Below are 24,613 nucleotides of genomic sequence, written 5' to 3' on the forward strand. Positions count from 1 at the left end.
AATTCATGAAAACAAGTACTCAAAAACTAGGCGTAATGCTAATGGTATTTGCGTTGATTTACAGCTTACAATCCTGTTCAACATCTGATGACTCCACTGAGGAAGCATCTGTAGAAGAAACTCAGGAAGAACAAGCGAGCATACCTCTGGCTGATTTAGAGTCTGGCATCTCTATCCCAGATGCAGCATACATTGCTGGTGCTCCTCCCAGCCCAAACAGCTCTATTCTTTTTAAAATTAATACCGATGGCCAATCTGGGTATTTGAATACCGGCTATACAGTTCCTTTTACAGCAAATGATGACATCGCGGGAGCTTACTTAAGAATCCTTGAAAAAGATGGTGAGACTGCAGGTGGTTATTTTGACATACCCGCTTCTTCATTTGAAGAAAAGAGACCCTTAAGAACTAAGAAAGAAAATGAATTTGCTCAGCATAAATTACTTGAAGAGAATGACTATGAGATAAACGTAAAATTTTCAAACACAATTCCCGTAGGTACATTTTGCTATGAGATTTGTATTTATGACTCTGATAATAATATAAGTCAGCCAAGTACTGTATGCGTAACAGTACAAGAATGGGGTGGCCCTGAGAGCTTGACTGGCAGTTGGTTGTTTGACCGCTATGATCCTGCAAATCTTGATGAAGACCGTACCACAATCAATTGTAACACCGGAGGCTCTTTTGAAGCCGATTATCAATTAAATGAAAAAGAGGATTGGGTTTTAACTCTTGAGAGTAACGGAAACTACAATGAAGTTTACGATGATGTTTATAGAACCATAGACTACGATGCATCAGCAGCTGACTGTGAAGCAGTCTATGGAGATACAGAAAGTTATAAGGAACAATATTTAGGAAAATGGACCTATAACGCTAGCCAAAAGACCATCAGCATCGTAGACTTTGAGTATAAAAACCTATTGGATTCTTCTGAAAACGAGACCTTTGAAAACGGGATATTATATGTAGAAAATGCTTTGGTAGAAGTTATCTCGGGAGAACTTGTACTAACGGAAACTTATATAGAAGATGGTAAAGAAGTAACCGTAAAAGGGATTTTTAAAAAGCAATAGAATTTATTTGAATTAGCCATTCTTATAAAAAACGCTTCAGTAGTTCTGAAGCGTTTTTTATTTCTAACTTTACCTTCTAATTTTCTACTATGGCTTTATCTAACAACGACATCTTTAAAAAATTACGTGTAGCGCTAAAACTGCGTGATGACGATATTGTAAAAATATGTGCGTTGGTAGATTTTGCAGTGACCAAGAGTGAATTGGGCGCTATTTTCAGAAATGAAAACCATCCTAAATATGTAGAATGCGGAGATCAATTTCTTCGGAATTTCCTCAACGGACTCGTCATACATATGCGCGGCCCTATGCCCGAAAAGAAAGCCGGTAAACCGGCCCTTAAAAAAGACGGGGATAAAAAGAAAAATACGAAGAAGAAAGGTTCTCCTAATAAAGCAGACTAATCTTCCAGTTTAAAAATCGTATATACCGGAAAGTGATCGCTTAAGCCGCCCAGATACTTGTCACCGGCATAGGTGCGTAATGGGTTGCCGCGGTATTTCCCTTCCTGCTCTTTTAAATACTCCGGATTATAGATCGCAGATTTCTCATACTCTAGCGGATTGTCATAGGCTTTCATCCAGTTGGGCGACAAAATGATCTGGTCAAACAAATACCAGTCGCCGCGATGGTTTAAGGAGCCGGCATAACGCGTTAATAAAAAGACCATCGGGTTGTAAAAATCGGTGGATACCAGATGATCACGCACCGCGATACTCTGCGGGTCGTCATTAAAATCTCCCATTATAAGGATTCGAGCTTCAGGATCGCGTGCCTGAATATCTTGAATGATTTCACGGTTACGCTCGGCCGCAGCAATACGTTTGGGTTCAGAAATTGCCACACCTTCTCCCCGTGAGGGCCAGTGATTGACCAAAACAAAAACAGGTACACCGGCGAGTTTTCCTTCTACATAAAGAATATCGCGCGTAAAATCGCGTACCCCTTGAGCCGTTTGAAGATGTAAAGAATAGCTCCTGCTTTCAAGCACTTCAAAGCGGTTTTTATCATATAGTAACGCCGTATCAATACCGCGCTCATCCGGTGAATTGTGATGTATAAAATCATAATTCATTGTATGTAATGCTTCGGTTTGTAGAAGATCGTTGAGTACTTTTTTATTTTCAACTTCGGCCACGCCAATAAGTGCAGGCGCTTGTCCCGTTTCGGCTTTGCCCACTTGAGCAATGGTTTTTGCGAGTCCGTTTAACTTTTGCGTGTACCGCTCGTGATTCCATTTGAGACCGCCGTGCGGCGTAAAATCAGCATCCAGAATATTGGGGTCCTTTAGGGTATCAAAAAGATTTTCAAGATTGTAAAAAGCAAGGGTAAGTTTGGTTGAGGGCATTTTGAAACATATTTTGTAAACAGCAATTTAAGAAAGCCTTAGCTTCTAAATCCGTATCTTTGCAGCTTACTTTTATTTATGATTGAAGAGACTAAAATAGAATATGAAAAAACCGTATTGATCGGTTTAATTACACAGTTTCAGGACGAGGATAAAGCGACGGAATATCTTGACGAACTCGAGTTTCTCGCGTACACCGCAGGTGGTGAAGTGCTCAAACGCTTTACCCAAAAGATGGATACGCCCAATCCCAAAACCTTTATTGGTAGCGGGAAGATGGAAGAAGTGCGTGCGTATGTAGACCAGTATGAAATAGGTACTGCCATTTTTGATGATGAATTGAGCCCTGCGCAACAGAAGAATATTGAAAAGATCTTAAAGTGTAAGGTCATTGACCGAACCAACCTGATCCTTGATATTTTTGCACAACGCGCACAAACGAGTTATGCGCGTACTCAAGTAGAGCTGGCGCAATATGAATATTTACTACCACGCCTTGCCGGGATGTGGACGCACCTTGAGCGTCAACGAGGAGGTATCGGAATGCGCGGACCGGGTGAAACCGAAATTGAAACCGACCGCCGTATTGTGCGTGATCGTATTTCGTTACTTAAAAAGAAACTTGAAAAGATCGACAAGCAACAAGCCATACAGCGAGGAAACCGCGGCGCTTTGGTACGTGTCGCTTTGGTAGGATACACCAATGTTGGGAAATCTACATTGATGAACACGATAAGTAAAAGTGAAGTTTTCGCAGAAAACAAGCTTTTTGCTACGTTGGATACTACCGTGAGAAAAGTGGTTATTCGCAACCTTCCGTTTTTATTGAGTGATACCGTAGGATTTATTAGAAAACTGCCTACGCAGCTGGTAGAATCGTTTAAAAGCACCTTAGACGAGGTGCGCGAAGCCGATCTATTACTACACGTTGTTGATATCTCGCACCCACAATTTGAAGATCACATCGCTTCGGTGAACCAAATTATGGATGAGATAGGGGGTTCAGACAAGCCGATGTTGATGGTCTTTAATAAAATAGATCAATACACGCATAAAACCATTGATGAAGATGATCTAGTTACCGAACGTACAGAAGAGCATTTTACTTTAGAAGAATGGGAACGTACCTGGATGTCCCGTGTAGACGGCGATGCCATTTTTATTTCGGCATTGAATAAAGATAATATGGAAGCGTTCCGCAAGAAGGTTTATGATCGCGTACGTGAAATTCACATTACGCGTTTTCCTTACAATAATTTCTTGTATCCTGAGTACGACGCTTACGGCGAAGAAGAATAGCGCACTTTAGATTTTAATAAATTACCTCAAGGCGAACTCGCGAGATATTGGTTGGAAAAGAATTTTCAATTTCGAGAAAAATCTCAGCGTATTAAAGCCTTTGGCGGTGCCAACAAAAAACCCGATGCTTTCTGCATCGGGTTTTTTGTTATTTAAACTTCCGCTTTGCTTAAAAGGTATACGTAAGTCCGGCACCCAATACTTCCCGTATTTGAAATGCTCCAACGGCATTATCGTCGTAAATAGCTTGAAAAATAAAGTTGGTTGAGATAAAGTCATTCACTTTCATTACCAGATTTCCGGTGTAGTCAATATCTACATTCTGCGGATCTTCAAGGTAGTTACTGTATAAATTGAGGGTATTGCTCAAGGTCACGTTTTCCATCAAGGTGAATTTTGCAAAAGCATTTACAGAAGCACCCAATTCAAAACGCGAACTTTTACCGGCATCCACACCAAAATACTTTCCGTCAACATAATCGGCACCGCTAGTGAAGCTTGGATCTACAAAGATAAAACGTGCTGTTGCAGGCGCAATGTTTACTTTAAAATTGTCGTTTTTCTTCCACAACATACCCGGACCAAATTGCAAATAGGCCGGCGAGAAAAAATGCGTTCTTTCAGTTCGTGTAGTATTTCCATCGGCATCTTCCCCATAGGTATATCCTTTTGCAAACTGCGTACGCATATTGGTAAAAAAGGAATAATACCAATTGCTTTCTTCAATTTGCTTCCCTAAGGTAGACGTAAACTCAAGTCGGTCGTTTGTTTTTCTGGTAAACTCCTGGTCTTTTACTTTGGTCAGACCAAAATCTCCAATGATCTTATTATCCCAGGTAAGATCGCCTTTGCGATAGTTAAAATCATAATTAAGACTGATGTTTCCGCCGTAGTTGGAGGTCCCTCCGCCTTGCCATTCTGCGTTAAACGCAGCTTGATTGAATAATAGAGAAATGTTTCCTTCTTTGGTCCAACCCTCTTTAGGTTCGTCTTCCTGAGCCATTACTACGCCAGTGGTAAGTGCCAGCAAGAATAAAAGACTTCTTTTTTTCATTGTTTGGTTTTAAGTGTTGCAGCAAAGATACCGCACTCAAAAAAATAAACAGGATGCCTTTTTAATAAATCTGAAAACTCCCTTAATGCTTCTTTTTCTTGAATAAAGGTACAGACGAGCACGCCTCGCCAAACATCAAACTTTTGACTTCCTTTTGCAGTTTTTGCGTAAGTAAAATATATGCGTTTTGAGGTACCGGTTTATCTGAACAACCTTTTACGATCACAAATTCATCTTTAAATTCTGAAAGATCCAGCTCTTGAATAATTTCAGCATAAAGAATACTTTCAAGATCGGTAAGTGAACCGATTACCACTTTCTTGGCTACAGGTTCCAGATAGGTCGTTACTAACATAAAAGCCCACGCCGGCACGATCGCATCGGTACTGCAATACAGCGCCACATACGCATCTTCATAAGCTTCCCAATCGTATGCTTTTAGGCTTGCTCTAAATTCTTTTTCGCGCAGCAGAAAACCTTCCGTCAACCACTGTGCGATATCTATAGTTTCCCGTCTTCCGGCGGGATATAATTTTTCTAGATCAAAGGTCTTAAGCTTGCTGTTGGCTACCCGGTTAACAATCTCTTCCATAGCACTATTTTAGATTAAAGTAATCCCAGCTCCAGTTTTGCTTCTTCACTCATCAGATCCTGGCTCCACGGCGGGTCAAACGTAATTTCAACCTCACAGTCTTTAACCATATCGATGGTTTTTACTTTCTCTTCAACTTCTACCGGAAGCGTTTCTGCAACGGGACAGTTGGGCGTAGTAAGCGTCATTAGGATCTTAGTCTCATAATCTTCGTTTACAAATACGTCATAAATGAGTCCCAGTTCATAAATATCTACCGGGATTTCCGGATCGTAAATCGTCTTAAGTACGCGAACTACTTTTTCGCCTAACTCTTGTGTATCTATCTCTTTTGTATCGCTCATAATATTAATCTTTAAATCGTTTGTCTAGGGCGCTTGGTATGCCTCTATATCAATAGACTACAGATTCCTGCTGTTAGTGTTAAGCCATTTCTCAATTCATCAGGATTCTGCTTTTGCCTGATAGGCCACTGCATATAATTTTATCTGCTTGATCATACTCACCAAACCATTAGCACGGGTTGGCGACAAATGTTCTTTTAAGCCGATTTTATCAATAAAAGAAGTGTCGGCATCCAGAATAGCTTGCGGCGGTTGATTAGAAAAAGAACGAATCAAGATCGCTATGATCCCTTTGGTAATTATTGCGTCACTATCTGCAGTGAATTCAATATTCCCTTCATTAAAATCTGCGTGAACCCAAACTTTACTTTGACAGCCTTTGATGATGTATTCGTCGGTTTTATATTTATCGTCAATGAGTGGTAGTGATTTTCCCAACTCGATCATATATTCATAACGCTGCATCCAGTCGTCAAACATCTCAAATTCTTCAATGATCTCTTGTTGTATTTCTTGAATACTACTCATAGTAGTTTGCTTTATTTTGCTGTTAAAATCAATTCTTCGTCCGCGTTGTAAAGTTCTAATACACTCTTATCAAAGCTAAAGTTACTCGCTTTGAGTAAGGCCTGAAAAAAGTTGTATTCTACAGAAGTTCCTTCGGGACACATCATTTTTGTCGCCATAGCCGGTGAAAACTTAATATTATTTTCACTTACCACATAGGTCGCACTATAGCTGTTGCACACGCCTTTACCGCTAACCTGACCTTTTTCCGGATCAAAGATCAAGGTGATCTTTTTATCAGAGACTGTATCGCCTTGAACAGCCTGCACAACGTATTCTCCTTTTGGACCCTTAATTTTCTTATCTGCTGACTTACAAGCATTAAAACTCACAAAGGCCAGTAACAATACGATAGCAAATGTTTTCATAGTTGAGTATTTTAATGTGAAAATACTAGGAATCAATAAAATATGCAGCGGCCTAAAGGTTAAAATTAGCCCAACATGCTTACTGCCTTTTTTACCGCAGCTACAAAGACATCAATTTCTTCTTTGGTGTTGTAAAAAGAGAACGAAGCTCTTACCGTTCCCGGAATTTTATAAAAATCCATTATAGGTTGTGCACAATGATGTCCCGTGCGTACCGCAACTCCCAATTTATCTAAAATGGTCCCGATATCATAAGGGTGAATAGATCCCACGTTAAACGAGATCACGGCGGTTTTATCTTTTGATTCCCCGTAAATACGTAAATCTTCTATCTCTAGAAGCTGTTGGGTAGCATAGACGAGCAGCTCGTGCTCATACGCAGCAATAGCATCAAAACCAATCGCATTCATATAATCGATGGCAGCACCAAAGGCAATACCCCCACAGATATTTGGAGTTCCTGCTTCAAATTTATGAGGTAATCCCGCATAGGTCGTTTTTTCAAAAGTAACCTGATCGATCATCTCACCACCTCCTTGATACGGAGGCAATTTTTCTAGCCACGCTTCTTTTCCATAAAGCATTCCCACTCCTGTAGGACCACACATCTTGTGTCCTGAAACCACATAAAAATCAACGTCCAAAGCCTGAACATCTGCCTTGATATGTGGTGAAGCTTGCGCCCCATCTACCAAAACAGCGCCTCCGACTTGGTGGGTTTTTGCAATTATTTCTTCAATAGGGTTTACGGTACCGAGTGCATTACTCACGTGGTTCACAAAAACCAGTTTTGTCTGCGCAGAAAGCAACGCGTCAAAGGCATTCATATCTAATTCCCCGCTGTCAGTCATCGGAATGACTTTAAGCACTGCTCCTGTTTTTTCACAAAGCATTTGCCACGGCACAATATTAGAATGATGCTCTAATGCCGAAACAATGATTTCGTCACCTGCCTTTAAAATTTCAGAAAAACCTGAAGCTACAATATTGATCCCGTGCGTGGTTCCTGAGGTAAAAAGCGTTTGATACGCCTGCGGAATATTGAAATGCTTTTGCAGTTTTATGCGCGCTTGCTCGTAAGCATCTGTTGCTTCTTGCGATAACGCGTGTACACCACGATGAATATTGGCATTATAATTTGAATAATAATCCACGATCACATCGATCACCTGTTGCGGCGTTTGTGAAGTCGCTGCATTATCAAAATAAACCAAGGGCTGCCCGTTAACCTTGCGGTTTAGAATAGGAAAATCTTCGCGTATTCTTAAGACATCAAAGGTTGATGTGGTACTAGCAGTAGCCATATGTACAATTTTTGACGATTTAGTCGCAAGACGAATAGGTCTTGCCTAGAGATCAAAACCAATATTAACGCCAAGTTTTTCGGCGATAAGATTGGTAATACGTGCTTTTAACTGTGGTATTTTTACACTTTCTAAAACATTATTCGCAAACGCATACATCAACAAAGCACGACCTTCTTTTTTACCGATTCCGCGGGTACGCATATAGAATAGAGCATCTTCATCAAGCTGCCCAATGGTACACCCATGAGAACATCTCACATCATCTGCAAAAATCTCAAGCTGCGGTTTAGAATTGATCGAAGCTTTATCACTTACCAAAATATTGTTATTAGACTGGTAGGCATTGATTTTCTGAGCGATATCGTCTACAACCACTTTACCATTGAATACTCCGGTAGCTCTGTCGTCAAAAATCCCTTTGTAGTCTTGGTGACTTTCACAATTAGGCTGTCTGTGATGCACAAGGGTATTGTGATCTACGTGCTGTTTATCTTCAATGATGGTAACCCCTTTTAGAATAGAGTTGATGTGTTCACCATTTTGATAATAATTCAGATTATTACGCGTAAGCTTTCCTCCGAAAGAAAAGGTATGAACCGATACTTCACTTGATTCCTGCTGATCGATGTGTGTATTATCGATTAGTGAAGCATTTTCTTTGTCGTTCTGAATTTTGTAGTAATCTACACGCGCGTGCTTACCGGCATAAATTTCGGTAACCGAATTGGTAAATACTGCATTTGAACTCAAACTCTGGTGACGCTCTATAACCTGAACTTCTGCATTCTCTTCAGCAACAATTAAGTTACGCGGCTGAAGCATTAAATTTGCTTCGCTTCCGGTAGATAAATGCACGATCTGTATAGGCTTGTTTACTGCGCGACTCTTGGGCACATAGATGTAAGCCCCTTCTTTTGCAAAAGCCGTGTTTAATGCTGTAAGGCTTTCCTTTTTTGCAATTTTATTGAAGTATACATCAATGACCTGCTTAAATTTAGGCTTTGTAAGCGCTGAACTCAACAGACAAACATCAACACCATCGTGTGTAGTTTCTGAAAGGTACGAACTGTACACCCCATCGATAAAAACGATCTTAAAGGTGTCTATATCATTTAGAAAGTATTGCTTTACGTCTTTGAACTCAATAGCATCATCAGCGTGCGATACCAAGCTGTAATCAGGTTTGGTAACGCTGTTTAAAGAAGTGTATTTCCAGTTTTCATCTTTCTTACTTGGGAATCCCTCAGTCTCGAAAACTTTTATGGCTTGATCTTTTATATCAAGAATACTGTTGTCAAATGACGTATTCTCTTGAAAGGTCAAGTATGATGATAATAATTTATCTTTTAAACTCATAATTAAATTTAATATTCAAAGTTTTAGAATTCAAGATTTAGCCTGAAACTTACTTCCTTTGAGTTCTGTTTTGTTCAAATAGTTTATAAAACCAGCTATCTGTTTACTTAATTGTTCGCACTTTGATGTTAGCGCTTCCAATTGAGGCTTGTCGATATAATCCCAGTCATAAATTCTATATACTTGAGATCTAACTTCTCCACAAGAGCCTTTTGCAATTGATAAAAATTGCCTGAATTCTAAATTACCATTGCGTTAAAATCCTTCGGCGATATTATCCATTACGCTTCCAGATGAACTAATAATCTGATCCCTTAATTTAAAATTAGTACAGAGCTCTGTACTTTTTATAATTTCAATGATATCCTGCGCCAAAACTCGTGCATCCAGCCAGATCTGCAAATCTTCAAATCGCTTTATAGATGCCATAATTTTGAATTTTGAAGCTTGAATCTTCTAAGCTGTAAGTTCAGCTTTTACCCAATCGTATCCTTTCTCTTCCAGTTCGAGCGCTAACTCTTTACCTCCGGATTTTACGATTTTTCCGTCTACTAAAACGTGTACAAAGTCTGGGACGATGTATTCTAAAAGACGCTGGTAATGCGTGATTACAATAACCGCATTGTCTTTGCTTCGCAATTTGTTCACACCATTAGAAACGATACGCAATGCATCAATATCCAAACCTGAATCCGTCTCATCAAGAATGGCCAATTTTGGCTCTAACATCGCCATTTGGAAGATCTCATTACGTTTCTTCTCACCACCTGAAAACCCTTCATTAAGCGAGCGCGATAAGAACTTGCGATCGATCTCTAACAACTCAGACTTTTCACGAATCATCTTAAGCATATCGCTAGCGGGCATATCTTCTAGACCTTTAGCTTTACGCGTCTCATTGATCGCCGTTTTGATAAAGTTGGTAACAGAAACACCAGGGATTTCAACAGGATACTGAAACGATAAGAACACGCCTTGGTGTGCACGTTCTTCTGCATCTAATTCTAAGATAGACTCGCCTTCAAAAATGATATCACCACCATTCACTTCGTACTCTTCTTTCCCGGCAATTACAGAAGACAATGTACTTTTACCCGAACCGTTAGGTCCCATTATGGCGTGTACTTCACCTGCATTTACCTTAAGGTCAATACCTTTAAGGATATCTTTATCTTCTATACCTGCATTAAGATTTTTTATCTCTAACATATTCTCTATTCTTTGGGGCTAAATGCCTTTTTCTGATGTTCTTTATTTTGTTTTTATCCTACGGAACCTTCTAATGAAATCTCCAATAATTTTTGTGCTTCTACCGCAAACTCCATCGGAAGCTTATTCAATACTTCTTTACTGAAACCATTTACGATCAATGCAATTGCTTTTTCGGTATCAATTCCGCGCTGGTTGCAGTAGAAGATCTGATCTTCACCAATTTTACTGGTAGTCGCTTCGTGCTCTACTTTAGCAGATTTGTTCTTGGCTTCGATATACGGGAAGGTATGTGCGCCACACTTATTCCCCATCAAAAGTGAATCACATTGCGAGAAGTTACGTGCATTTTCTGCTCTACCATTAATTTGAACTAAACCGCGATAACTATTTTGCGACTGTCCTGCTGAAATACCTTTTGAAATGATCGTACTCTTTGTATTCTTACCTAAGTGAATCATTTTGGTTCCTGTATCTGCCTGCTGAAAGTTATTAGTCACCGCGATCGAGTAAAACTCTCCGATGGAATTATCACCTTTCAATACACAACTTGGATATTTCCAGGTAACGGCACTACCGGTTTCTACTTGTGTCCAGGAAATCTTGGCGTTTTTCTCACAAAGTCCACGCTTGGTCACAAAGTTGTAAACTCCACCTTTTCCTTCGTCATTACCGGGATACCAGTTTTGAACGGTAGAATATTTGATCTCTGCATCATCAAGAGCGATCAACTCTACCACGGCAGCGTGCAACTGATTCTCATCACGCGAAGGTGCAGTACATCCCTCAAGATAACTTACATAACTTCCTTCATCTGCCACAACCAGCGTACGCTCAAACTGACCGGTTCCCGCTTGATTGATTCTAAAATAGGTTGAAAGTTCCATTGGGCAACGCACGCCTTTTGGAATATAACAGAACGAACCGTCACTAAATACAGCGCTGTTTAAAGCCGCGTAAAAATTGTCGGTTTTAGGTACAACTGTACCAATGTATTTTTTCACCAATTCCGGATGCTCTTTAATCGCCTCAGAAATTGAACAGAAGATAATTCCTTTTTCTGCTAAGGTTTTTTTGAATGTTGTAGTTACCGAAACAGAATCCATAACCACATCTACAGCTACTCCCGCAAGTTTCTTTTGCTCATCAAGAGAAATACCAAGACGTTTAAAAGTATCTAGCAATTCTGGATCAACCTCATCAAGACTATCGTATTTCGGCTTTTTTGAAGGTGCCGAGTAGTACGAGATATTCTGAAAATTAGGTTTTTCATAATGCACATTAGCCCATTCTGGCTCTTCAAGTGTTTGCCAGTGTCTAAACGCTTCAATACGCCATTCGGTCATCCACTCCGGCTCTTCTTTTTTCTTAGAGATCGCGCGAACGATATCCTCGTTAAGCCCCACCGGAAAAGTTTCAGATTCTATATCGGTATAAAAGCCGTACTTATATTCTTTGGTAGCTAATTCTTTTTCTAAATCGTCTTCTGTATATGCCATATACTGTTATCTATGCTGTTTTAAAAAACAGATTTTATCTTATTACAATGAAAAACTCTCTCCACAACCGCATGTACGTTGTGCATTGGGATTGTTAAAGACAAAGCCTTTACCATTCAATCCACCACTATACTCCAAGGTTGTTCCTATCAAGTAGAGAAAACTGCGCTTATCTACGATCAACTTAATGTTGTTATCCTCAAAGAGTTTATCTTCTTCAGCGATACTTTTATCAAACTTCAAATCATAGGATAAGCCGCTACACCCGCCACTCTTCACGCCTACCCTAACATAATCTGTATTAGGATCATAACCATCCTCTGTCATAAGGCTGGCTATCTTCTTTTTTGCGTCTTCACTTACTTTAATCATAATTCAAATTAATTAGTGCAAATATACCATTTAAGTAGGGTTTTACCATACATCCTTACATTAAACTATCTTATCCTTCAATAGGAGAAATATATCAATTTTGAAGCCCCTGCTATAGCTCCCACGCTGCCTGAAACGACCTCTATTTCAGTTAAAAGATCTTCTCCTCATTTTAAAGCTGCGCTTTCTGCGTGGTTTCAAGTTATTCCCATTAAATTTGCACTTTAAAACAACTTGTTATGTTTGAAAACAAAGATGAATCGCGCACCTCGCTTGGTGAATTAGGCGAATTTGGACTTATAAATCACCTTACACAAACCTTTAAAATCAAACAATCGAGCACCGTTACCGCCATTGGTGATGATGCCGCTGTGATTGATCCTGACGGAAAACAACTTGTAGTAACCACAGATTTACTTGTTGAAGGGGTGCATTTTGATTTGAGCTTTATGCCACTCAAGCATCTTGGCTACAAAGCTGTAATGGTCAATTTATCTGACGTTTATGCCATGAATGCCGAAGCGACCCAGATCACGGTTTCTATCGCTGTTTCAAACCGATTTCCGTTAGAAGCGCTAGAAGAATTATATGCCGGGATCGAACTGGCTTGTTCTATTTACAATGTAGATCTTATTGGTGGCGACACCACCTCAAGCACTACCGGACTTCTTATAAGCGTGACTGCTCTGGGACAAGCTGAACCTGCTACACTCGTAAAACGCGACGGTGCAAAAGACGGCGACCTCCTTGTGGTTTCTGGCGATTTGGGTGCTTCGTATATGGGACTTCAAGTCTTAGAACGTGAGAAACAAGTATATAAAGTAAATCCCAACGCACAACCCGATCTTGAACCTTATGCCTATCTCGTAGAACGCCAACTTAAACCTGAAGCGCGTAAAGATGTTGTTGAACTCCTGAAAAAAATTGAAGTACAGCCTACAGCAATGATCGATATTAGCGACGGACTTTCTTCGGAAATTATTCACCTGTGCAAAAGCTCTAAAACCGGAGTACGCCTTTATGAGGAAAAGATCCCATTGGATCCACAATTAATTCAAGTATGTGAGGAGTTTGAATTAGATAGCACCACGGTAGCGCTAAGCGGTGGTGAAGATTATGAATTGCTGTTCACAATTAAGCAAGAAGATTACGAAAAAATCAAAGGCAATCCACATTTGACGGTGATAGGCCATATCACTCCAGAAAATGATGGATTGAATTTAATCACACGCGCAAACACCTCTATCCCTATTGTAGCACGAGGTTGGAATGCATTAAAAGATGAAGAATAGTTAAGCCGATTGACGTCTGGCTGACTTGAAGATGTAAAACTTTTCCATCACTTCATTAATGCGACGCAGTTTTGGAGTTAATGGCGCAAGTTGGCCATATTCATCTTCAGTAAATTGTTTTTTACAATGCGTGCACTCATACTCCTTTTGATCTGTTTGATAATGGCGCAACACGGAGTAGGTGTGTCCAAAAATTTTGCATTGCATTCTTTTAAGTGGATTTCTCGTAGGGCTTTGTAAACTCATTTTAAGGGAATTTTATGAAGTTAGGTTGCCGAATTTAACAAAAAAAACGTTAAAAAGCATTTTTTAGACGCCAAAAAACACTATGACAAAAATTCATTGAAAGAATTATACTATTCTGAATATTTCTATGATTTTTTACGAAATATTCGATTTTAAGCGTTTTTAAATCAAAACCTTACAATCCTTTATTCTTGGTTTTCACTCGCAAAACACCTGAAGCGAAGACAAAACACCTTCAAAATTTTCAATATGAAGCATATGACCTCCTTTTAAAACTTCAATTTTTATCGATTCTGATTTCAATTCCGCTCTTAGACCTTGCGCATCGATCAACGTATCTTGAGCTCCTAAAAGCATCCATTTTTTAAACGAGGCTTCCCGCCACAATGCGGTCGCATCAAAGCGCAACATCATCCCTTTTTGCGCTTCAACATATCCTTCAAGCGGCGTTTTTAAAGCTTCTTGTTTTGTATGCGCAATAACTTCAGCTAAATCCTTCCGTAATTCTTTTGAAAAAAGATTAGCTACCGACATAGACACCAAAGCTTCATAATTCTTTTCAGCAACTTGAATCCCGTGCTTTCGAAGCGCTACGCGTTCTTGCGTATCCGCTTTGGGTGTAGAATTTAATAAGCAAATTCCGTTGACGTACTGCGTATATAGCTTGGCAAACGCAAGTGCTACATAACCACCCATAGAATGCCCAACTAACGAAACTTCGTTCAACTGATGGTGCTGCACAATCTTAAATACTTGCTGCGCCATCCTATCCATCGTAGTACTCCCTTCTAAAACCGCACTTTGGCCGTGACCGGGTAAATCAACGACAAACACGTGATTGTGTGCACTTAAATGCGCAATAAAGGGTTCCCACATCGTTCGGTTTTCCAAAAATCCGTGTAATAAAAACAAAGGTTTCCCTTTACCAAACTCCTCATAAAATAAGGTTTGTTCTTCTGTAGTTGGTCTCATTTTAGCTTAACTTACGGCTCGAAAGTTACAAGGTATATGCGTTTAAACAAAGAGGTTTTAATAACAGGGTTTGCGATTTTTTCACTCTTTTTTGGTGCGGGAAACCTTATTCTCCCGCCTTATTTGGGTTATACCGGTGGCGATGAGTGGTTTCTAATCGCTTTGGGCTTTATACTTTCGGCAGTAGTGATCCCAATCTTGGGGATTTTTGCTTATGCACGACTACAAGGCACTATGCTTGATTTTGGAAAAAAAGTACATCCTGTATTTAGCACCGTGTTTTGTATTCTTGTCTATCTTGTTGCCGTAACCTTGCCGGGACCACGCACCGCCTCGGTCACACACGAGATGTCTATCGCGCCTTATTTTGATGTGAGTTCGCTCACGACCAGCGCCATCTATTTTGGTCTGATATTAATTTTTGCCTTAAACCGATCTAGGATTCTGGATATCCTTGGCAAATACATCACACCGCTGTTATTACTCATTCTCATCACGATTATCGCCATAGCCAGCTTTTCTGAACAACCGGAAGCCACACGTTCTTTTATTATAAACCCTATACGCACCGGCATACTTGAAGGATACCAAACCTTTGATGCTATTGGCGCTGTGGTTATTGGTGCTGTTGCCATCATTTCGCTCAACTTAAAAACATACAGCGATGCTAAGCACAAAAAAACAGTATTAGTCTGGGGTGCGATAATCGCTGGGTCTGGCTTATTGCTCATTTATACCGGGCTGATCTATATAGGTTCGCTGCACAATAATGGCCTGAGTGATCCGTCGCGCACCGAATTGCTCACCTTTTTAAGTTATGAAACGCTGGGAAGCACAGGCAACATCTTGCTCTCCATTCTAGTCGCCTTAGCCTGTTTTACCACTGCCACAGGGATCGTCACAGGAACTGCAGACTTTGTAAAAGGCTTGTTGGGAGGTTCTAAGTTAGCATACACGATAACCGTCATCGCCGGCTGTCTTATTGGGGTGATCATTGGACAAACAGGCGTCGCGTACATCATTCAAATTGCCGTACCTGCGTTGAATTTTATTTATCCTATTGTGATCGTCCTGATCCTTCTCAATGCCTTGCCCGAGCAATACACTTCAAAAAGGGTCTTTAGAATTGTAGTGATCACCACGCTACTTTTTAGCATTCCAGACTTTTTAAAAAGCATCAATATAACAAACCTCGAGCCGCTTAAGGCATATATTCCACTTGCCGAATATGGTATTTCTTGGTTTTTGCCTTCAGTAGGTGCTTATGTTATAGCATTACTTATCGAACGCTTCACACAGCAAGCCGAACCCTTACAAACAGAACAATAATGGCAAAGAAAGGAACTCCGAAGAATGGAAAAAACAAGGCCAAACACACCAAACTGCTTAAGCAGAAGAAGGAAAAATTGCGCAAGGAAAAAGAAGCACGCGCTGCAAAACTCAAAGCCATAATCGAAGCTTCAAAAGCAGATAAAGATTAAACTCCTACATATCAAGAGCTCAATGCAGGAAAAGTAGAAGCCAAATACCGTTTGGGCATTCATTTAAATTATAGTTTATAAACTTAAAAACCGCCGAAAGCGCAATGCTTTCGGCGGTTTTAATTTACAAAAGGTTGATTTCGCCTTAATTTTTTATTTGGTTGCGGCGCTGTAACGTGCTGAAACTTCGTCCCAGTTTACTACGTTCCAAAAGGCACTGATATAATCTGGGCGCTTGTTTTGATAGTTCAAATAATAAGCATGCTCCCAAACATCAAGTCCTAAAATAGGAGTTCCTTTTACCTCAGCAGCATCCATTAATGGGTTGTCCTGATTAGGCGTTGAAGTCACTTTTAAGTTTCCTTCAGCGTCAACCACAAGCCAAGCCCAACCTGAACCGAACTGTGTTGCAGCTGCTTGGTTGAATTCGTCTTTCAACGCTTCAAGCGAACCAAAAGTATTAGTAATCGCTTCTGCTAATGCGCCTTCAGGAGCCTCTTTAGCATCTGGCGTTAAAACCGACCAGAATAATTTGTGGTTATAAAATCCGCCACCGTTATTTCTGATCGCAGGTGATAATGTTGAGATTTTAGAAAATAAGCTTTCCAGATCTTCAGTAATTCCTGCACTTTCTAAAGCAGCATTTAATTTTGTAGTATACCCTTGGTGGTGTTTTGTATGGTGAATTTCCATAGTTTTTGCATCAAAATGAGGCTCTAACGCATCATATGCATATGGTAATTCTGGCAATTCGTAACTCATAACGTGTAGTTTTTATAATTAAACGTTCATTTGCTCTACAAAGGTAACAGGTTTAATTAATTAAAAAAATAAACACTTGGTTTATTATGAATATTTTATAATTACGACTTCCTTGGCGGTGCCTGTAGACTACCTCAGGGCAAGCCCAAGAAGCAATGGTTGGAAACAAATTTTCAATTTATGACAGATCTCGGAGTACTAAACCCTTGACGGTGCCAATAAAAAACCCCTACCCGATGATGCGATCCCTACTTCACATCGATCAGGGTAAGGGTTTTAGAAGTAATTTAATTCAAAAAAAGAGAGAAAACGCTCATTAACAGAAGATTCCAAACTGCATAAATGAGCGCCACTAACTAACTGACTACAAGGATCTCTCTAACTGATTTTAGTTTAAGGCTAATTAACTAAACATTACTTCAAAGTGATTTCCTTTGCGGCAAGCGCTTCTTTAAAATCTACACTAACGGTCTTAACAGTATTGAAGAATTTCTTACCGTTAGCAAGCGCTACATCCACTTTGGAGATGCAACCGTTTTCTATAGTTACCTCAGTAACTTTGATCTCCTGATTGATAAGCGCTCTGTAATTTGCAATCCCACCGCGTTTGATAATGAAGTTGCTTTTGGGGAAGTTGATATGATCGTATGAACTGTGTGCAGGTGCGGCGATTTTTAAAATATCTCCTGCTTTAACTTTTGGCGTTTCGCAAGTTTCTTGCGCGTTGGCAGTTACAGTTCCCAGTGCCAATGCGGCTATTAAAAATAAAGTTTTCATAGTACTGATTTTTATAATTATTATGTGTTTGACTTTCTTACCTATATAAAAGCAAGGCATATGCCAACACCATAAAAACTAATCAAAACTATGTTTCAAAATACTGATAAACAGTATTTTAAACTTTGTCAAGCTTGTTAAACTGAAGAATGAATTCGGATATTTTTTACACAAACCGGGTAAAAACGAACCGTTTTTGAGTTAAGATTCATCAAGTTTGTTCCGCAGGGTTTTGCGGGTAATTTGAAGAATTTCGGCAGCTTTGGTTTTATTGTTTCCCGTAGACCGAAGCACTTTCTTAATATATTCCCGTTCCATTTGTGCCAAAGAAACCAATTTATGTTCCGGCATTTCCAGGCTGTACTTTAAATGATCAGGAAGATCTTTTATCGTCACCATTTTATCGCACATAATCACCGCGCGCTGAATCACATTCTCCAATTCGCGTATATTCCCGGGCCACGAGTAGCGCTTTAAAACTTCAAGCGCTTCTGGATCAATCCGTACAAACCGATCTTTGTATTCAACCCCATATTTAAAAAGGAATTTATCTACCAGCAAAGGGATGTCACTCATACGCGCTCTTAAAGCCGGTAAGGGAATTTCAACAACACTCAAACGGTAATACAAATCCTCTCTAAAGGTTTGCTTTTTGATCATTTCCGGCAGGTTATTGTTGGTTGCCGCAATAACTCTTACATCAATCTTTTCAGGCTTTTGAGCCCCAACACGAACGACTTCTTTTTCCTGCAACACTCTAAGCAGTCTTGCTTGAACCGCCAGAGAGGCATTGCCTATTTCGTCTAAAAAGATCGTTCCGCCCTGCGCGGCTTGAAACGCACCTTTACGATCTTTATCTGCACCGGTAAAAGCACCTTTGGTATAGCCAAAAAGTTCGGCTTCAAGAAGGTTTTCGGGTATTCCGCCACAATTCACGGGAATAAAAGGTGCGCTGCTAAACTTGCCTTCATAATGAATCGCACGCGCCACAAGCTCTTTACCTGTACCGCTTTCACCATTGATAAAAATAGTTGCCTTATTGTCTTTTACCCTGTCTATAATTTGAAGTACTTCTTCGATCTTTTCTGAAGCGCCAATGATCTCTCCCTGATGTTTAGATTTGGGAACAGTATTTTTTACCGGCTCTTTAGAAGCTTTAGGCAAAGCTTTAGCTACGGCTGCCTGCAATTCGCCTTTGGTAAAAGGCTTCGTAAGGTATTCTACCACACCAGATTTGATCGCTTTTAAAGAATCTTGTACCGAAGGAAACCCTGTAACCACCAGTTTTGGCAAATCTGGATAATGCTCAGAAACAAATTTAATAAGCTCAAATCCATCAATTTGTGGCATTTTTAAATCGGTGATCAACAGATCTATGTGTGTATCTTTTAAGATCGCCACCGCTTCTTTTACCGAAACCGCTCTGTAGGTATGATAATTCCAGCTGTGCAGATGCCGCTGCAGCAACTCTAAAATGTGCAAATCATCATCTACGATCAATATATTTTCTTTACGTAATCTCATTATTTGGGTAAACTTACTTTAAATACAGCGCCTTTGGTTTCATTATTTTTTGCTGAAATGCTTCCGTTATGGCTGGTGACAATACCGTGTACCACGCTCAATCCCAGTCCGGCTCCAGAACCTGTAGGCTTCGTTGTAAAAAAAGGTTGAAACACTTTTTCAAGCCCTTCTTCTGAAAGTCCCGGTCCTTCATCAAAAATTTCCAAGTAAATATTCTTTGCATCCTGACTCACCCTGATCTGAACCAAACCATCAGGCGGCGAAAAATAGATGGCATTGATCGTTAAATTAAAAAGTATTTGCGTGAGCTGTACCGTATCTACGTGCAGCAACATTTCTTCATCTTCGATGTCTACACTATAGCGCACATTTTCTTTTCTAAACGTGGCATCGAGCAAATTGATCGCTTCTTTAACCTGCGGCACAATGTTAACCAAGGTTTTTTCCTGAGGCATGGCTCTTGAAAAAAACATCAACTTCTTAACCACCTCTCGAGAAAAGATGGCGTTTTTGATGATTTTATCTAAGTCTGCACCGGCAGCGGTATTTTCTTCTAAATCATCTTTGAGCAATTCGGCAAAGCCCAGAATATTGGCCAAGGGCGTGTTGAGTTCGTGTGCGATTCCTGCGGTTAACTCCCCAATGATCGCCAGACGATCGGCGTGCTCCATCTGTTGGCGTAAACGCGCTGCATTTTGTTTACTTGCCACACGATCCAGATAGTCACCAATTTTAATTCCTATATTATCAATAAGCGGCTGTTCTTCGGTTAAAAAATCGAGGGATTCATCATTCAAATACACTTTTATAAAGCCATCAAATTCATCAAAGACTTTAATTTTTGTAGCGAGGTATTTATCGGTTAAAATCGTGCCTGTTGCAACTTTATAATCACCCTGCTTGATGACGACTTCTGTAGCTTCGGGGTATTGAAATCCTATTTTTATACTGTCTGCGATGGCTTGAAACGTTTGCAGATGCTCTTTAGGATCGGCATCAACCAAAATCGAAGAGACTTCATACAAACACGTCAATTCTTTAATACGTTCTTTTAATGCTGCTTTTACTGAATTCATCAAATCAAAAATAGATATCTTACTAAGTTACTCAACCTTTTTACATTATAAGAATCAACAGGTTGAAAGCCACAAAATTTAAGATGCTTTTGCGTTCTTTTTGGTCTTATAAAAAACAAGCACTTGTAGCGCAACACCGATGCAAATGAGGAAGAAAATCTCAAAATTTGCCATAAGTGCACTTACATTGAGTGATTTCTGTGCGCTTTTAGTAAGGTTACGACTTTCGGTGATCTGAATTTCAGACAGTTCTTTCAAATATCCTTTGAGCTGAACGATTTGATCACGATGCATTTTAGGGTTTTGGTGAGCAACTGCTTTAGCTTCCATTTTTTCCAACTCCTTAAATTCTTCCTTAAAGCGCTCTAGTAATTCGGCTTCTGAACGCGTCAACTTTGTCGCTTCAAAGGAGGTGATGCGTTCGTTTATTGAAGTATTCCATTTTTGTGCAGCGACATTTTGCTCTTGCACATGATTCAATTCTTTTTGATGTAAGGCTTCGGCAATAGAATAGATATATCCTTGCACCATCACCCGATCTTTATAAACCTCGTTAACCGTTTTTTGTGCGGTTTCAAAATGATGCTGATCGATACGGTTGGTTGCTAAAACCATTAAAAACACCACCGCGAGCGCCATAATTGTATTCAAACGATTTACCATAACTCTGTTTTTAAGTGCTTTATAAAACTATTCTTAGTCAAGGATCAAAAAGTTCACCAGAATAAAACCGTTAAAAACAGTCGGCTGATTTACAGCTATTTATATAAATAAGCTGAAAAACGCTCTATACAGCATTGCGGAAAAAATACCCGTTTCGGGTAAAAAGTAACCAGTTGTTTACTTTCTTATTTTGAAGTGGTTGACATTGATGACTGTAGTTTTTGCTAAAAAAATACCAGTATTGACTAAGTTATACGCAAAACCTGTTATTTCAACACATTATATTTACGGCATTGCGTCTGAAGCTGTTTACCGCATTGTGGGTTCAAGCGCTTAGGCTATTATTAATTACAACCGGTTTAACAAGATTTGATCTTTATGAAACGCTTACAGCTTACCTATCTTTTTTCCTTGCTCTTTTTTGTACTAGGCATCTCAAACAGCACCGCCCAAAGCGGAGATCAAATGCTGGACGGCATCGGAGAAACCGGACTTATCGCACGCTATATATTTGACGAGAATACCAAAGACTGGTCTCGAAATAACCTGCACGCTTCGACCAATGCAGAAGAAGTGAATTTTGTAGTCAACGCACAATTTGAGCAGGCGCTTCAATTGACTGGCGAAACATATTTAAGCCTTCCTCAAACGACACTAAACACTATAGAATCTTTGTCAATATCCGCTTGGGTTCAGTTAAATACTAATGAAAAGGGACAGGAACTGTTTGATTTTAGCAGTTCATCAAACACGCACTTTTCGGCAGAAACAGTAGGTGATGAAACAATTAAAATAGGTTTGAAGCAAGGCCCCAAAAGCATTTCGGTGTCTATTCCTGATGTTGCTCCAAACCAATGGCAGCATCTTGTGATCGTCCTTGATTTTACAACACAAAATCTTGAAACCTACCTCAACGGAAGATTGATCGCAAAACAACCTACTGCAGCGCTCGACCTCAATTCTTTTTTTGATACCGAAAGCAATAAGCTTACCATTGGTAAGAACGTAAATGGATTGCTTCATGATTTTAGAATCTATCGCATTCCGCTGCGTCAAAATCAAATAGAAACTATTTACAACAATGCTCTTGGCAAAGAAGAAGCTGTAGTGAATGAGCGCCACGAACCCGAAGACAACCTTCAGGTCTTTGATAAAGATGTTCCGCAGTTGTATAACCAGTATCTCTCCAATGTTGCTGATGTAACAGTAGAAACCGTTGTTGGGCAATTACCACGCTTACCGCGCTTTGTAGATGCTACCTACAAATTACCGGTAAACACTTCTCAGGTTCGCGTGATCTGGCCGGCACCAAAAGATAACAGCAGTGTACTTCAACCGGGACAGTATGAAATTACAGGAAGCATTTCTGGCACCAGCTTTAAGCCGAAAGCTACTGTGCTTGTAAAAGCAGTACAACCAAGCAAAACGCCGGTACGCAAGCTCACTTCTTTTGCATTAAACGAAGTAAATCTTAACAACACCAGCTTGGGCGATCATTCAAAATTTATAGAAAACCGCAATAAGTTTATAGACACCCTCGCGCAAACCAATCCTGACTCTTTTTTGTATATGTTTCGCAATGCTTTTGGTCAGGAACAACCCGAAGGAGCGACACCACTTGGAGTTTGGGATACGCAAGAAACCAAATTGCGCGGTCACGCTACAGGGCATTATCTAACCGCTATTGCTCAAGCCTACGCAAGCACAGGCTACGATAAAGCCCTTCAGAAGAATTTTGAAGACAAGATGAATTATATGGTGAATACACTTTATGATTTATCTCAATTATCCGGAAAACCTAAAACTGAAGGTGGCGCGTATGTAGAAGATCCTTCATCGGTACCTCCGGGTCCCGGAAGTACTGCATATACTTCAGATTTGAGTGAAGACGGCATTCGCACCGATTACTGGAATTGGGGTAAAGGCTTTATCAGCGCATATCCACCAGACCAGTTTATTATGCTGGAACATGGTGCGAAATACGGAGGGCAGGAAACTCAGGTTTGGGCGCCGTATTATACGCTACATAAAATTCTTGCCGGACTCATCGATGTTTATGAAGTAAGCGGAAATCCTAAAGCGCTTCAAGTGGCAGAAGGAATGGCAGCTTGGGTACACACCCGTTTGAGCAAATTACCTACCGAAACTTTAATCACGATGTGGAATACTTATATCGCAGGAGAGCTTGGTGGTATCAACGAATCCCTAGCGCATTTGCACCGCATTACCGGTAAGTCTGAATATTTGGAAACTGCCAAACTTTTTGACAACATCAAGGTGTTTTATGGCGATGCCGAACACACGCACGGACTCGCAAAAAATGTTGATACCTATCGTGGATTACACGCCAATCAACACATCCCACAAATTATGGGTGCTCTAGAATTGTATCGCAATTCAAACAGCCCGGAATATTATCACATCGCAGATAATTTCTGGTATAAGACTAAAAACGATTATATGTACAGCATAGGCGGTGTTGCCGGTGCGCGCAATCCTGCCAATGCAGAATGTTTTGTGGCACAACCTGCAACCTTGTACGAAAACGGACTTTCAGCAGGCGGACAGAACGAGACTTGCGGCACTTACAATATGCTTAAACTTACCCGCGGACTCTTCTTCTACAATCAACAACCCGAGTTGATGGATTATTATGAGCAAGCATTATACAATCAAATTCTTGCTTCGGTGGCAGAAAACAGTCCGGCGAATACCTATCATATTCCTTTGCGTCCGGGCTCTAGAAAGCAATTCAGCAATGCAGATATGAGTGGTTTTACCTGCTGTAACGGTACTGCCATTGAGAGCAGCACCAAGCTTCAGAATTCGATTTATTTTAAAAGCGTAGACAACAAAGCGCTTTATGTAAATCTTTTTGTACCTTCTACCTTAACCTGGAAAGAACAGGATGTTGTGATCACGCAAGAAACTTCATTTCCAAGGGAAGATCACACGAAACTTACCGTAAACGGAAAAGGGAAATTTGAGCTAAATCTTAGAATTCCGGGTTGGGCGACAGCCGGCGTGGAACTCAAAATAAACGGGAAAACTCAAAAAATAGCCATTGAAGCAGGAAGCTACTTGAGCCTTGACCGAAAGTGGAAAAATGGCGATACGATCGAATTAAAAATGCCATTCACCTTCCACTTGGACCCGATTATGGATCAAGAGAATATCGCGAGTCTTTTTTACGGTCCGGTACTTTTAGCTGCACAAGAAGATGCACCAAGAACCGATTTTAGAAAGATCACCCTTAACGCCGAAGATCTTGGCAAAACCATCACCGGTGATCCTAAAGCCTTAGAGTTTACCATTGATGGCACTACATTCAAGCCCTTTTTTGAGACGTATGAGCGTCACTCGGTATATCTTGATGTGAGTCTAAAAAATTAAAGACGCATCGAAAAAAAATCAATTCAACCCAAA

General features: G+C 40.1%; 25 protein-coding genes and 1 pseudogene. 7 read left to right on the forward strand and 19 right to left on the reverse strand.

Translation table 11 applies throughout. From position 1 onward, the window contains the following. Positions 1-5: 5 nt before the first annotated feature. Both MED217_RS16695 and MED217_RS16700 read left to right on the forward strand, forming a co-directional pair. Entirely contained in the window at positions 6-1,079 is a 1,074-nt protein-coding gene (locus tag MED217_RS16695; protein ID WP_040533008.1) for a hypothetical protein, read from the forward strand. Positions 1,080-1,168: 89 nt separating this feature from the next. Then, complete coding sequence (locus MED217_RS16700) at positions 1,169-1,483, forward strand: DUF1456 family protein (protein ID WP_009781736.1); 315 nt, start codon at positions 1,169-1,171, stop codon at positions 1,481-1,483. Here the strand turns inward: MED217_RS16700 and MED217_RS16705 are convergent. Beyond that, positions 1,480-2,427: an endonuclease/exonuclease/phosphatase family protein gene (locus MED217_RS16705; RefSeq protein WP_009781737.1), complete on the reverse strand. Its 948-nt coding sequence runs from the start codon at positions 2,425-2,427 to the stop codon at positions 1,480-1,482. The two genes, MED217_RS16700 and MED217_RS16705, sit on opposite strands and share 4 nt — an antisense overlap. Positions 2,428-2,505: 78 nt before the next feature. Here MED217_RS16705 and hflX point away from each other — a divergent pair, with 78 nt between their 5' ends. Then, a complete protein-coding gene (gene hflX, locus MED217_RS16710; RefSeq protein ID WP_009781738.1) occupies positions 2,506-3,726 on the forward strand; it encodes a GTPase HflX in 1,221 nt (406 codons plus the stop codon). Positions 3,727-3,895: 169 nt separating this feature from the next. Here the strand turns inward: hflX and MED217_RS16715 are convergent, their stop codons facing one another. From MED217_RS16715 to MED217_RS16765, 11 genes and pseudogenes are all read right to left on the reverse strand, one after another. Further along, positions 3,896-4,780, reverse strand: a complete 885-nt coding sequence (locus tag MED217_RS16715; protein ID WP_009781739.1) for a DUF3078 domain-containing protein — start codon at positions 4,778-4,780, stop codon at positions 3,896-3,898. A gap of 82 nt (positions 4,781-4,862) precedes the next feature. Then, positions 4,863-5,372 (reverse strand): DUF2480 family protein, encoded by a 510-nt coding sequence (locus MED217_RS16720; protein WP_009781740.1) that lies wholly within the window; start codon positions 5,370-5,372, stop codon positions 4,863-4,865. A gap of 14 nt (positions 5,373-5,386) precedes the next feature. Then, complete coding sequence (locus MED217_RS16725) at positions 5,387-5,716, reverse strand: DUF59 domain-containing protein (RefSeq protein ID WP_009781741.1); 330 nt, start codon at positions 5,714-5,716, stop codon at positions 5,387-5,389. Positions 5,717-5,815: 99 nt separating this feature from the next. Further along, positions 5,816-6,244, reverse strand: a complete 429-nt coding sequence (locus MED217_RS16730; RefSeq protein ID WP_009781742.1) for a SufE family protein — start codon at positions 6,242-6,244, stop codon at positions 5,816-5,818. Positions 6,245-6,255: 11 nt separating this feature from the next. Then, positions 6,256-6,651 (reverse strand): META domain-containing protein, encoded by a 396-nt coding sequence (locus MED217_RS16735; protein ID WP_009781743.1) that lies wholly within the window; start codon positions 6,649-6,651, stop codon positions 6,256-6,258. A 65-nt stretch (positions 6,652-6,716) separates the two neighbouring features. Next, complete coding sequence (locus tag MED217_RS16740) at positions 6,717-7,955, reverse strand: aminotransferase class V-fold PLP-dependent enzyme (RefSeq protein WP_009781744.1); 1,239 nt, start codon at positions 7,953-7,955, stop codon at positions 6,717-6,719. Between the two features lie 45 nt (positions 7,956-8,000). After that, complete coding sequence (gene sufD, locus MED217_RS16745; protein WP_009781745.1) at positions 8,001-9,314, reverse strand: Fe-S cluster assembly protein SufD; 1,314 nt, start codon at positions 9,312-9,314, stop codon at positions 8,001-8,003. A gap of 30 nt (positions 9,315-9,344) precedes the next feature. Next, a pseudogene (locus MED217_RS19060) lies at positions 9,345-9,743 on the reverse strand (four helix bundle protein). Between the two features lie 27 nt (positions 9,744-9,770). Continuing rightward, positions 9,771-10,523: a Fe-S cluster assembly ATPase SufC gene (gene sufC / locus MED217_RS16755; RefSeq protein ID WP_009781747.1), complete on the reverse strand. Its 753-nt coding sequence runs from the start codon at positions 10,521-10,523 to the stop codon at positions 9,771-9,773. A 53-nt stretch (positions 10,524-10,576) separates the two neighbouring features. Next, positions 10,577-12,022: a Fe-S cluster assembly protein SufB gene (sufB, locus tag MED217_RS16760; protein WP_009781748.1), complete on the reverse strand. Its 1,446-nt coding sequence runs from the start codon at positions 12,020-12,022 to the stop codon at positions 10,577-10,579. A gap of 42 nt (positions 12,023-12,064) precedes the next feature. Then, a complete protein-coding gene (locus MED217_RS16765; RefSeq protein WP_009781749.1) occupies positions 12,065-12,394 on the reverse strand; it encodes a HesB/IscA family protein in 330 nt (109 codons plus the stop codon). Between the two features lie 239 nt (positions 12,395-12,633). Here MED217_RS16765 and thiL point away from each other — a divergent pair, with 239 nt between their 5' ends. Next, positions 12,634-13,686: a thiamine-phosphate kinase gene (thiL, locus tag MED217_RS16770; protein WP_009781750.1), complete on the forward strand. Its 1,053-nt coding sequence runs from the start codon at positions 12,634-12,636 to the stop codon at positions 13,684-13,686. Here thiL and MED217_RS16775 read toward each other — a convergent pair whose 3' ends face one another. Further along, positions 13,687-13,932 (reverse strand): hypothetical protein, encoded by a 246-nt coding sequence (locus MED217_RS16775; protein ID WP_009781751.1) that lies wholly within the window; start codon positions 13,930-13,932, stop codon positions 13,687-13,689. It lies immediately after the preceding gene. A gap of 198 nt (positions 13,933-14,130) precedes the next feature. After that, on the reverse strand, positions 14,131-14,904 hold the full coding sequence (locus MED217_RS16780) for an alpha/beta fold hydrolase (protein WP_009781752.1): 774 nt from the start codon (positions 14,902-14,904) through the stop codon (positions 14,131-14,133). A 36-nt stretch (positions 14,905-14,940) separates the two neighbouring features. Here MED217_RS16780 and brnQ point away from each other — a divergent pair, with 36 nt between their 5' ends. Continuing rightward, entirely contained in the window at positions 14,941-16,233 is a 1,293-nt protein-coding gene (gene brnQ, locus MED217_RS16785; protein ID WP_009781753.1) for a branched-chain amino acid transport system II carrier protein, read from the forward strand. Further along, positions 16,233-16,385, forward strand: a complete 153-nt coding sequence (locus tag MED217_RS19150) for a hypothetical protein (protein WP_009781754.1) — start codon at positions 16,233-16,235, stop codon at positions 16,383-16,385. Before brnQ ends, MED217_RS19150 begins: the two co-directional genes overlap by 1 nt. A 153-nt stretch (positions 16,386-16,538) precedes the next feature. Here MED217_RS19150 and MED217_RS16790 read toward each other — a convergent pair whose 3' ends face one another. The 5 genes from MED217_RS16790 to MED217_RS16810 form a co-directional block, all read right to left on the reverse strand. After that, positions 16,539-17,147 carry a superoxide dismutase gene (locus MED217_RS16790; RefSeq protein WP_009781755.1) on the reverse strand — a complete coding sequence of 203 codons (609 nt, stop codon included), beginning with the start codon at positions 17,145-17,147 and terminating at the stop codon, positions 16,539-16,541. Positions 17,148-17,561: 414 nt separating this feature from the next. Continuing rightward, positions 17,562-17,924: a hypothetical protein gene (locus tag MED217_RS16795; protein ID WP_009781756.1), complete on the reverse strand. Its 363-nt coding sequence runs from the start codon at positions 17,922-17,924 to the stop codon at positions 17,562-17,564. A 201-nt stretch (positions 17,925-18,125) separates the two neighbouring features. Continuing rightward, positions 18,126-19,448, reverse strand: a complete 1,323-nt coding sequence (locus MED217_RS16800; RefSeq protein WP_009781757.1) for a sigma-54-dependent transcriptional regulator — start codon at positions 19,446-19,448, stop codon at positions 18,126-18,128. Next, complete coding sequence (locus MED217_RS16805) at positions 19,448-20,524, reverse strand: sensor histidine kinase (RefSeq protein ID WP_009781758.1); 1,077 nt, start codon at positions 20,522-20,524, stop codon at positions 19,448-19,450. Before MED217_RS16805 ends, MED217_RS16800 begins: the two co-directional genes overlap by 1 nt. Positions 20,525-20,602: 78 nt before the next feature. After that, positions 20,603-21,187 carry an MCP four helix bundle domain-containing protein gene (locus MED217_RS16810; RefSeq protein ID WP_009781759.1) on the reverse strand — a complete coding sequence of 195 codons (585 nt, stop codon included), beginning with the start codon at positions 21,185-21,187 and terminating at the stop codon, positions 20,603-20,605. Positions 21,188-21,565: 378 nt separating this feature from the next. Between MED217_RS16810 and MED217_RS16815 the strand changes: the two genes are divergently transcribed. Next, positions 21,566-24,580 (forward strand): beta-L-arabinofuranosidase domain-containing protein, encoded by a 3,015-nt coding sequence (locus tag MED217_RS16815; protein WP_009781760.1) that lies wholly within the window; start codon positions 21,566-21,568, stop codon positions 24,578-24,580. The last annotated feature ends 33 nt before the right edge of the window (positions 24,581-24,613 follow it).

The sequence above is a fragment of the Leeuwenhoekiella blandensis MED217 genome (assembly GCF_000152985.1).
In the GTDB taxonomy this organism is placed as follows: domain Bacteria; phylum Bacteroidota; class Bacteroidia; order Flavobacteriales; family Flavobacteriaceae; genus Leeuwenhoekiella; species Leeuwenhoekiella blandensis.

Bases quoted from the DNA above. Each gene is read 5' to 3' on its own strand.
- MED217_RS16720 (WP_009781740.1), bottom strand. From the start codon at position 5,372: ATGGAAGAGATTGTTAACCGGGTAGCCAACAGCAAGCTTAAGACCTTT.
- MED217_RS16780 (WP_009781752.1), bottom strand. From the start codon at position 14,904: ATGAGACCAACTACAGAAGAACAAACCTTATTTTATGAGGAGTTTGGT.
- MED217_RS16805 (WP_009781758.1), bottom strand. From the start codon at position 20,524: ATGAATTCAGTAAAAGCAGCATTAAAAGAACGTATTAAAGAATTGACG.
- sufB (WP_009781748.1), bottom strand. From the start codon at position 12,022: ATGGCATATACAGAAGACGATTTAGAAAAAGAATTAGCTACCAAAGAA.
- MED217_RS16715 (WP_009781739.1), bottom strand. From the start codon at position 4,780: ATGAAAAAAAGAAGTCTTTTATTCTTGCTGGCACTTACCACTGGCGTA.
- MED217_RS16730 (WP_009781742.1), bottom strand. From the start codon at position 6,244: ATGAGTAGTATTCAAGAAATACAACAAGAGATCATTGAAGAATTTGAG.
- thiL (WP_009781750.1), top strand. From the start codon at position 12,634: ATGTTTGAAAACAAAGATGAATCGCGCACCTCGCTTGGTGAATTAGGC.
- MED217_RS16740 (WP_009781744.1), bottom strand. From the start codon at position 7,955: ATGGCTACTGCTAGTACCACATCAACCTTTGATGTCTTAAGAATACGC.
- MED217_RS16790 (WP_009781755.1), bottom strand. From the start codon at position 17,147: ATGAGTTACGAATTGCCAGAATTACCATATGCATATGATGCGTTAGAG.
- MED217_RS19150 (WP_009781754.1), top strand. From the start codon at position 16,233: ATGGCAAAGAAAGGAACTCCGAAGAATGGAAAAAACAAGGCCAAACAC.
- MED217_RS16695 (WP_040533008.1), top strand. From the start codon at position 6: ATGAAAACAAGTACTCAAAAACTAGGCGTAATGCTAATGGTATTTGCG.
- brnQ (WP_009781753.1), top strand. From the start codon at position 14,941: ATGCGTTTAAACAAAGAGGTTTTAATAACAGGGTTTGCGATTTTTTCA.
- MED217_RS16725 (WP_009781741.1), bottom strand. From the start codon at position 5,716: ATGAGCGATACAAAAGAGATAGATACACAAGAGTTAGGCGAAAAAGTA.
- MED217_RS16700 (WP_009781736.1), top strand. From the start codon at position 1,169: ATGGCTTTATCTAACAACGACATCTTTAAAAAATTACGTGTAGCGCTA.
- sufC (WP_009781747.1), bottom strand. From the start codon at position 10,523: ATGTTAGAGATAAAAAATCTTAATGCAGGTATAGAAGATAAAGATATC.
- MED217_RS16800 (WP_009781757.1), bottom strand. From the start codon at position 19,448: ATGAGATTACGTAAAGAAAATATATTGATCGTAGATGATGATTTGCAC.
- MED217_RS16775 (WP_009781751.1), bottom strand. From the start codon at position 13,932: ATGAGTTTACAAAGCCCTACGAGAAATCCACTTAAAAGAATGCAATGC.
- hflX (WP_009781738.1), top strand. From the start codon at position 2,506: ATGATTGAAGAGACTAAAATAGAATATGAAAAAACCGTATTGATCGGT.
- MED217_RS16815 (WP_009781760.1), top strand. From the start codon at position 21,566: ATGAAACGCTTACAGCTTACCTATCTTTTTTCCTTGCTCTTTTTTGTA.
- MED217_RS16795 (WP_009781756.1), bottom strand. From the start codon at position 17,924: ATGAAAACTTTATTTTTAATAGCCGCATTGGCACTGGGAACTGTAACT.
- MED217_RS16765 (WP_009781749.1), bottom strand. From the start codon at position 12,394: ATGATTAAAGTAAGTGAAGACGCAAAAAAGAAGATAGCCAGCCTTATG.
- MED217_RS16810 (WP_009781759.1), bottom strand. From the start codon at position 21,187: ATGGTAAATCGTTTGAATACAATTATGGCGCTCGCGGTGGTGTTTTTA.
- MED217_RS16735 (WP_009781743.1), bottom strand. From the start codon at position 6,651: ATGAAAACATTTGCTATCGTATTGTTACTGGCCTTTGTGAGTTTTAAT.
- sufD (WP_009781745.1), bottom strand. From the start codon at position 9,314: ATGAGTTTAAAAGATAAATTATTATCATCATACTTGACCTTTCAAGAG.
- MED217_RS16705 (WP_009781737.1), bottom strand. From the start codon at position 2,427: ATGCCCTCAACCAAACTTACCCTTGCTTTTTACAATCTTGAAAATCTT.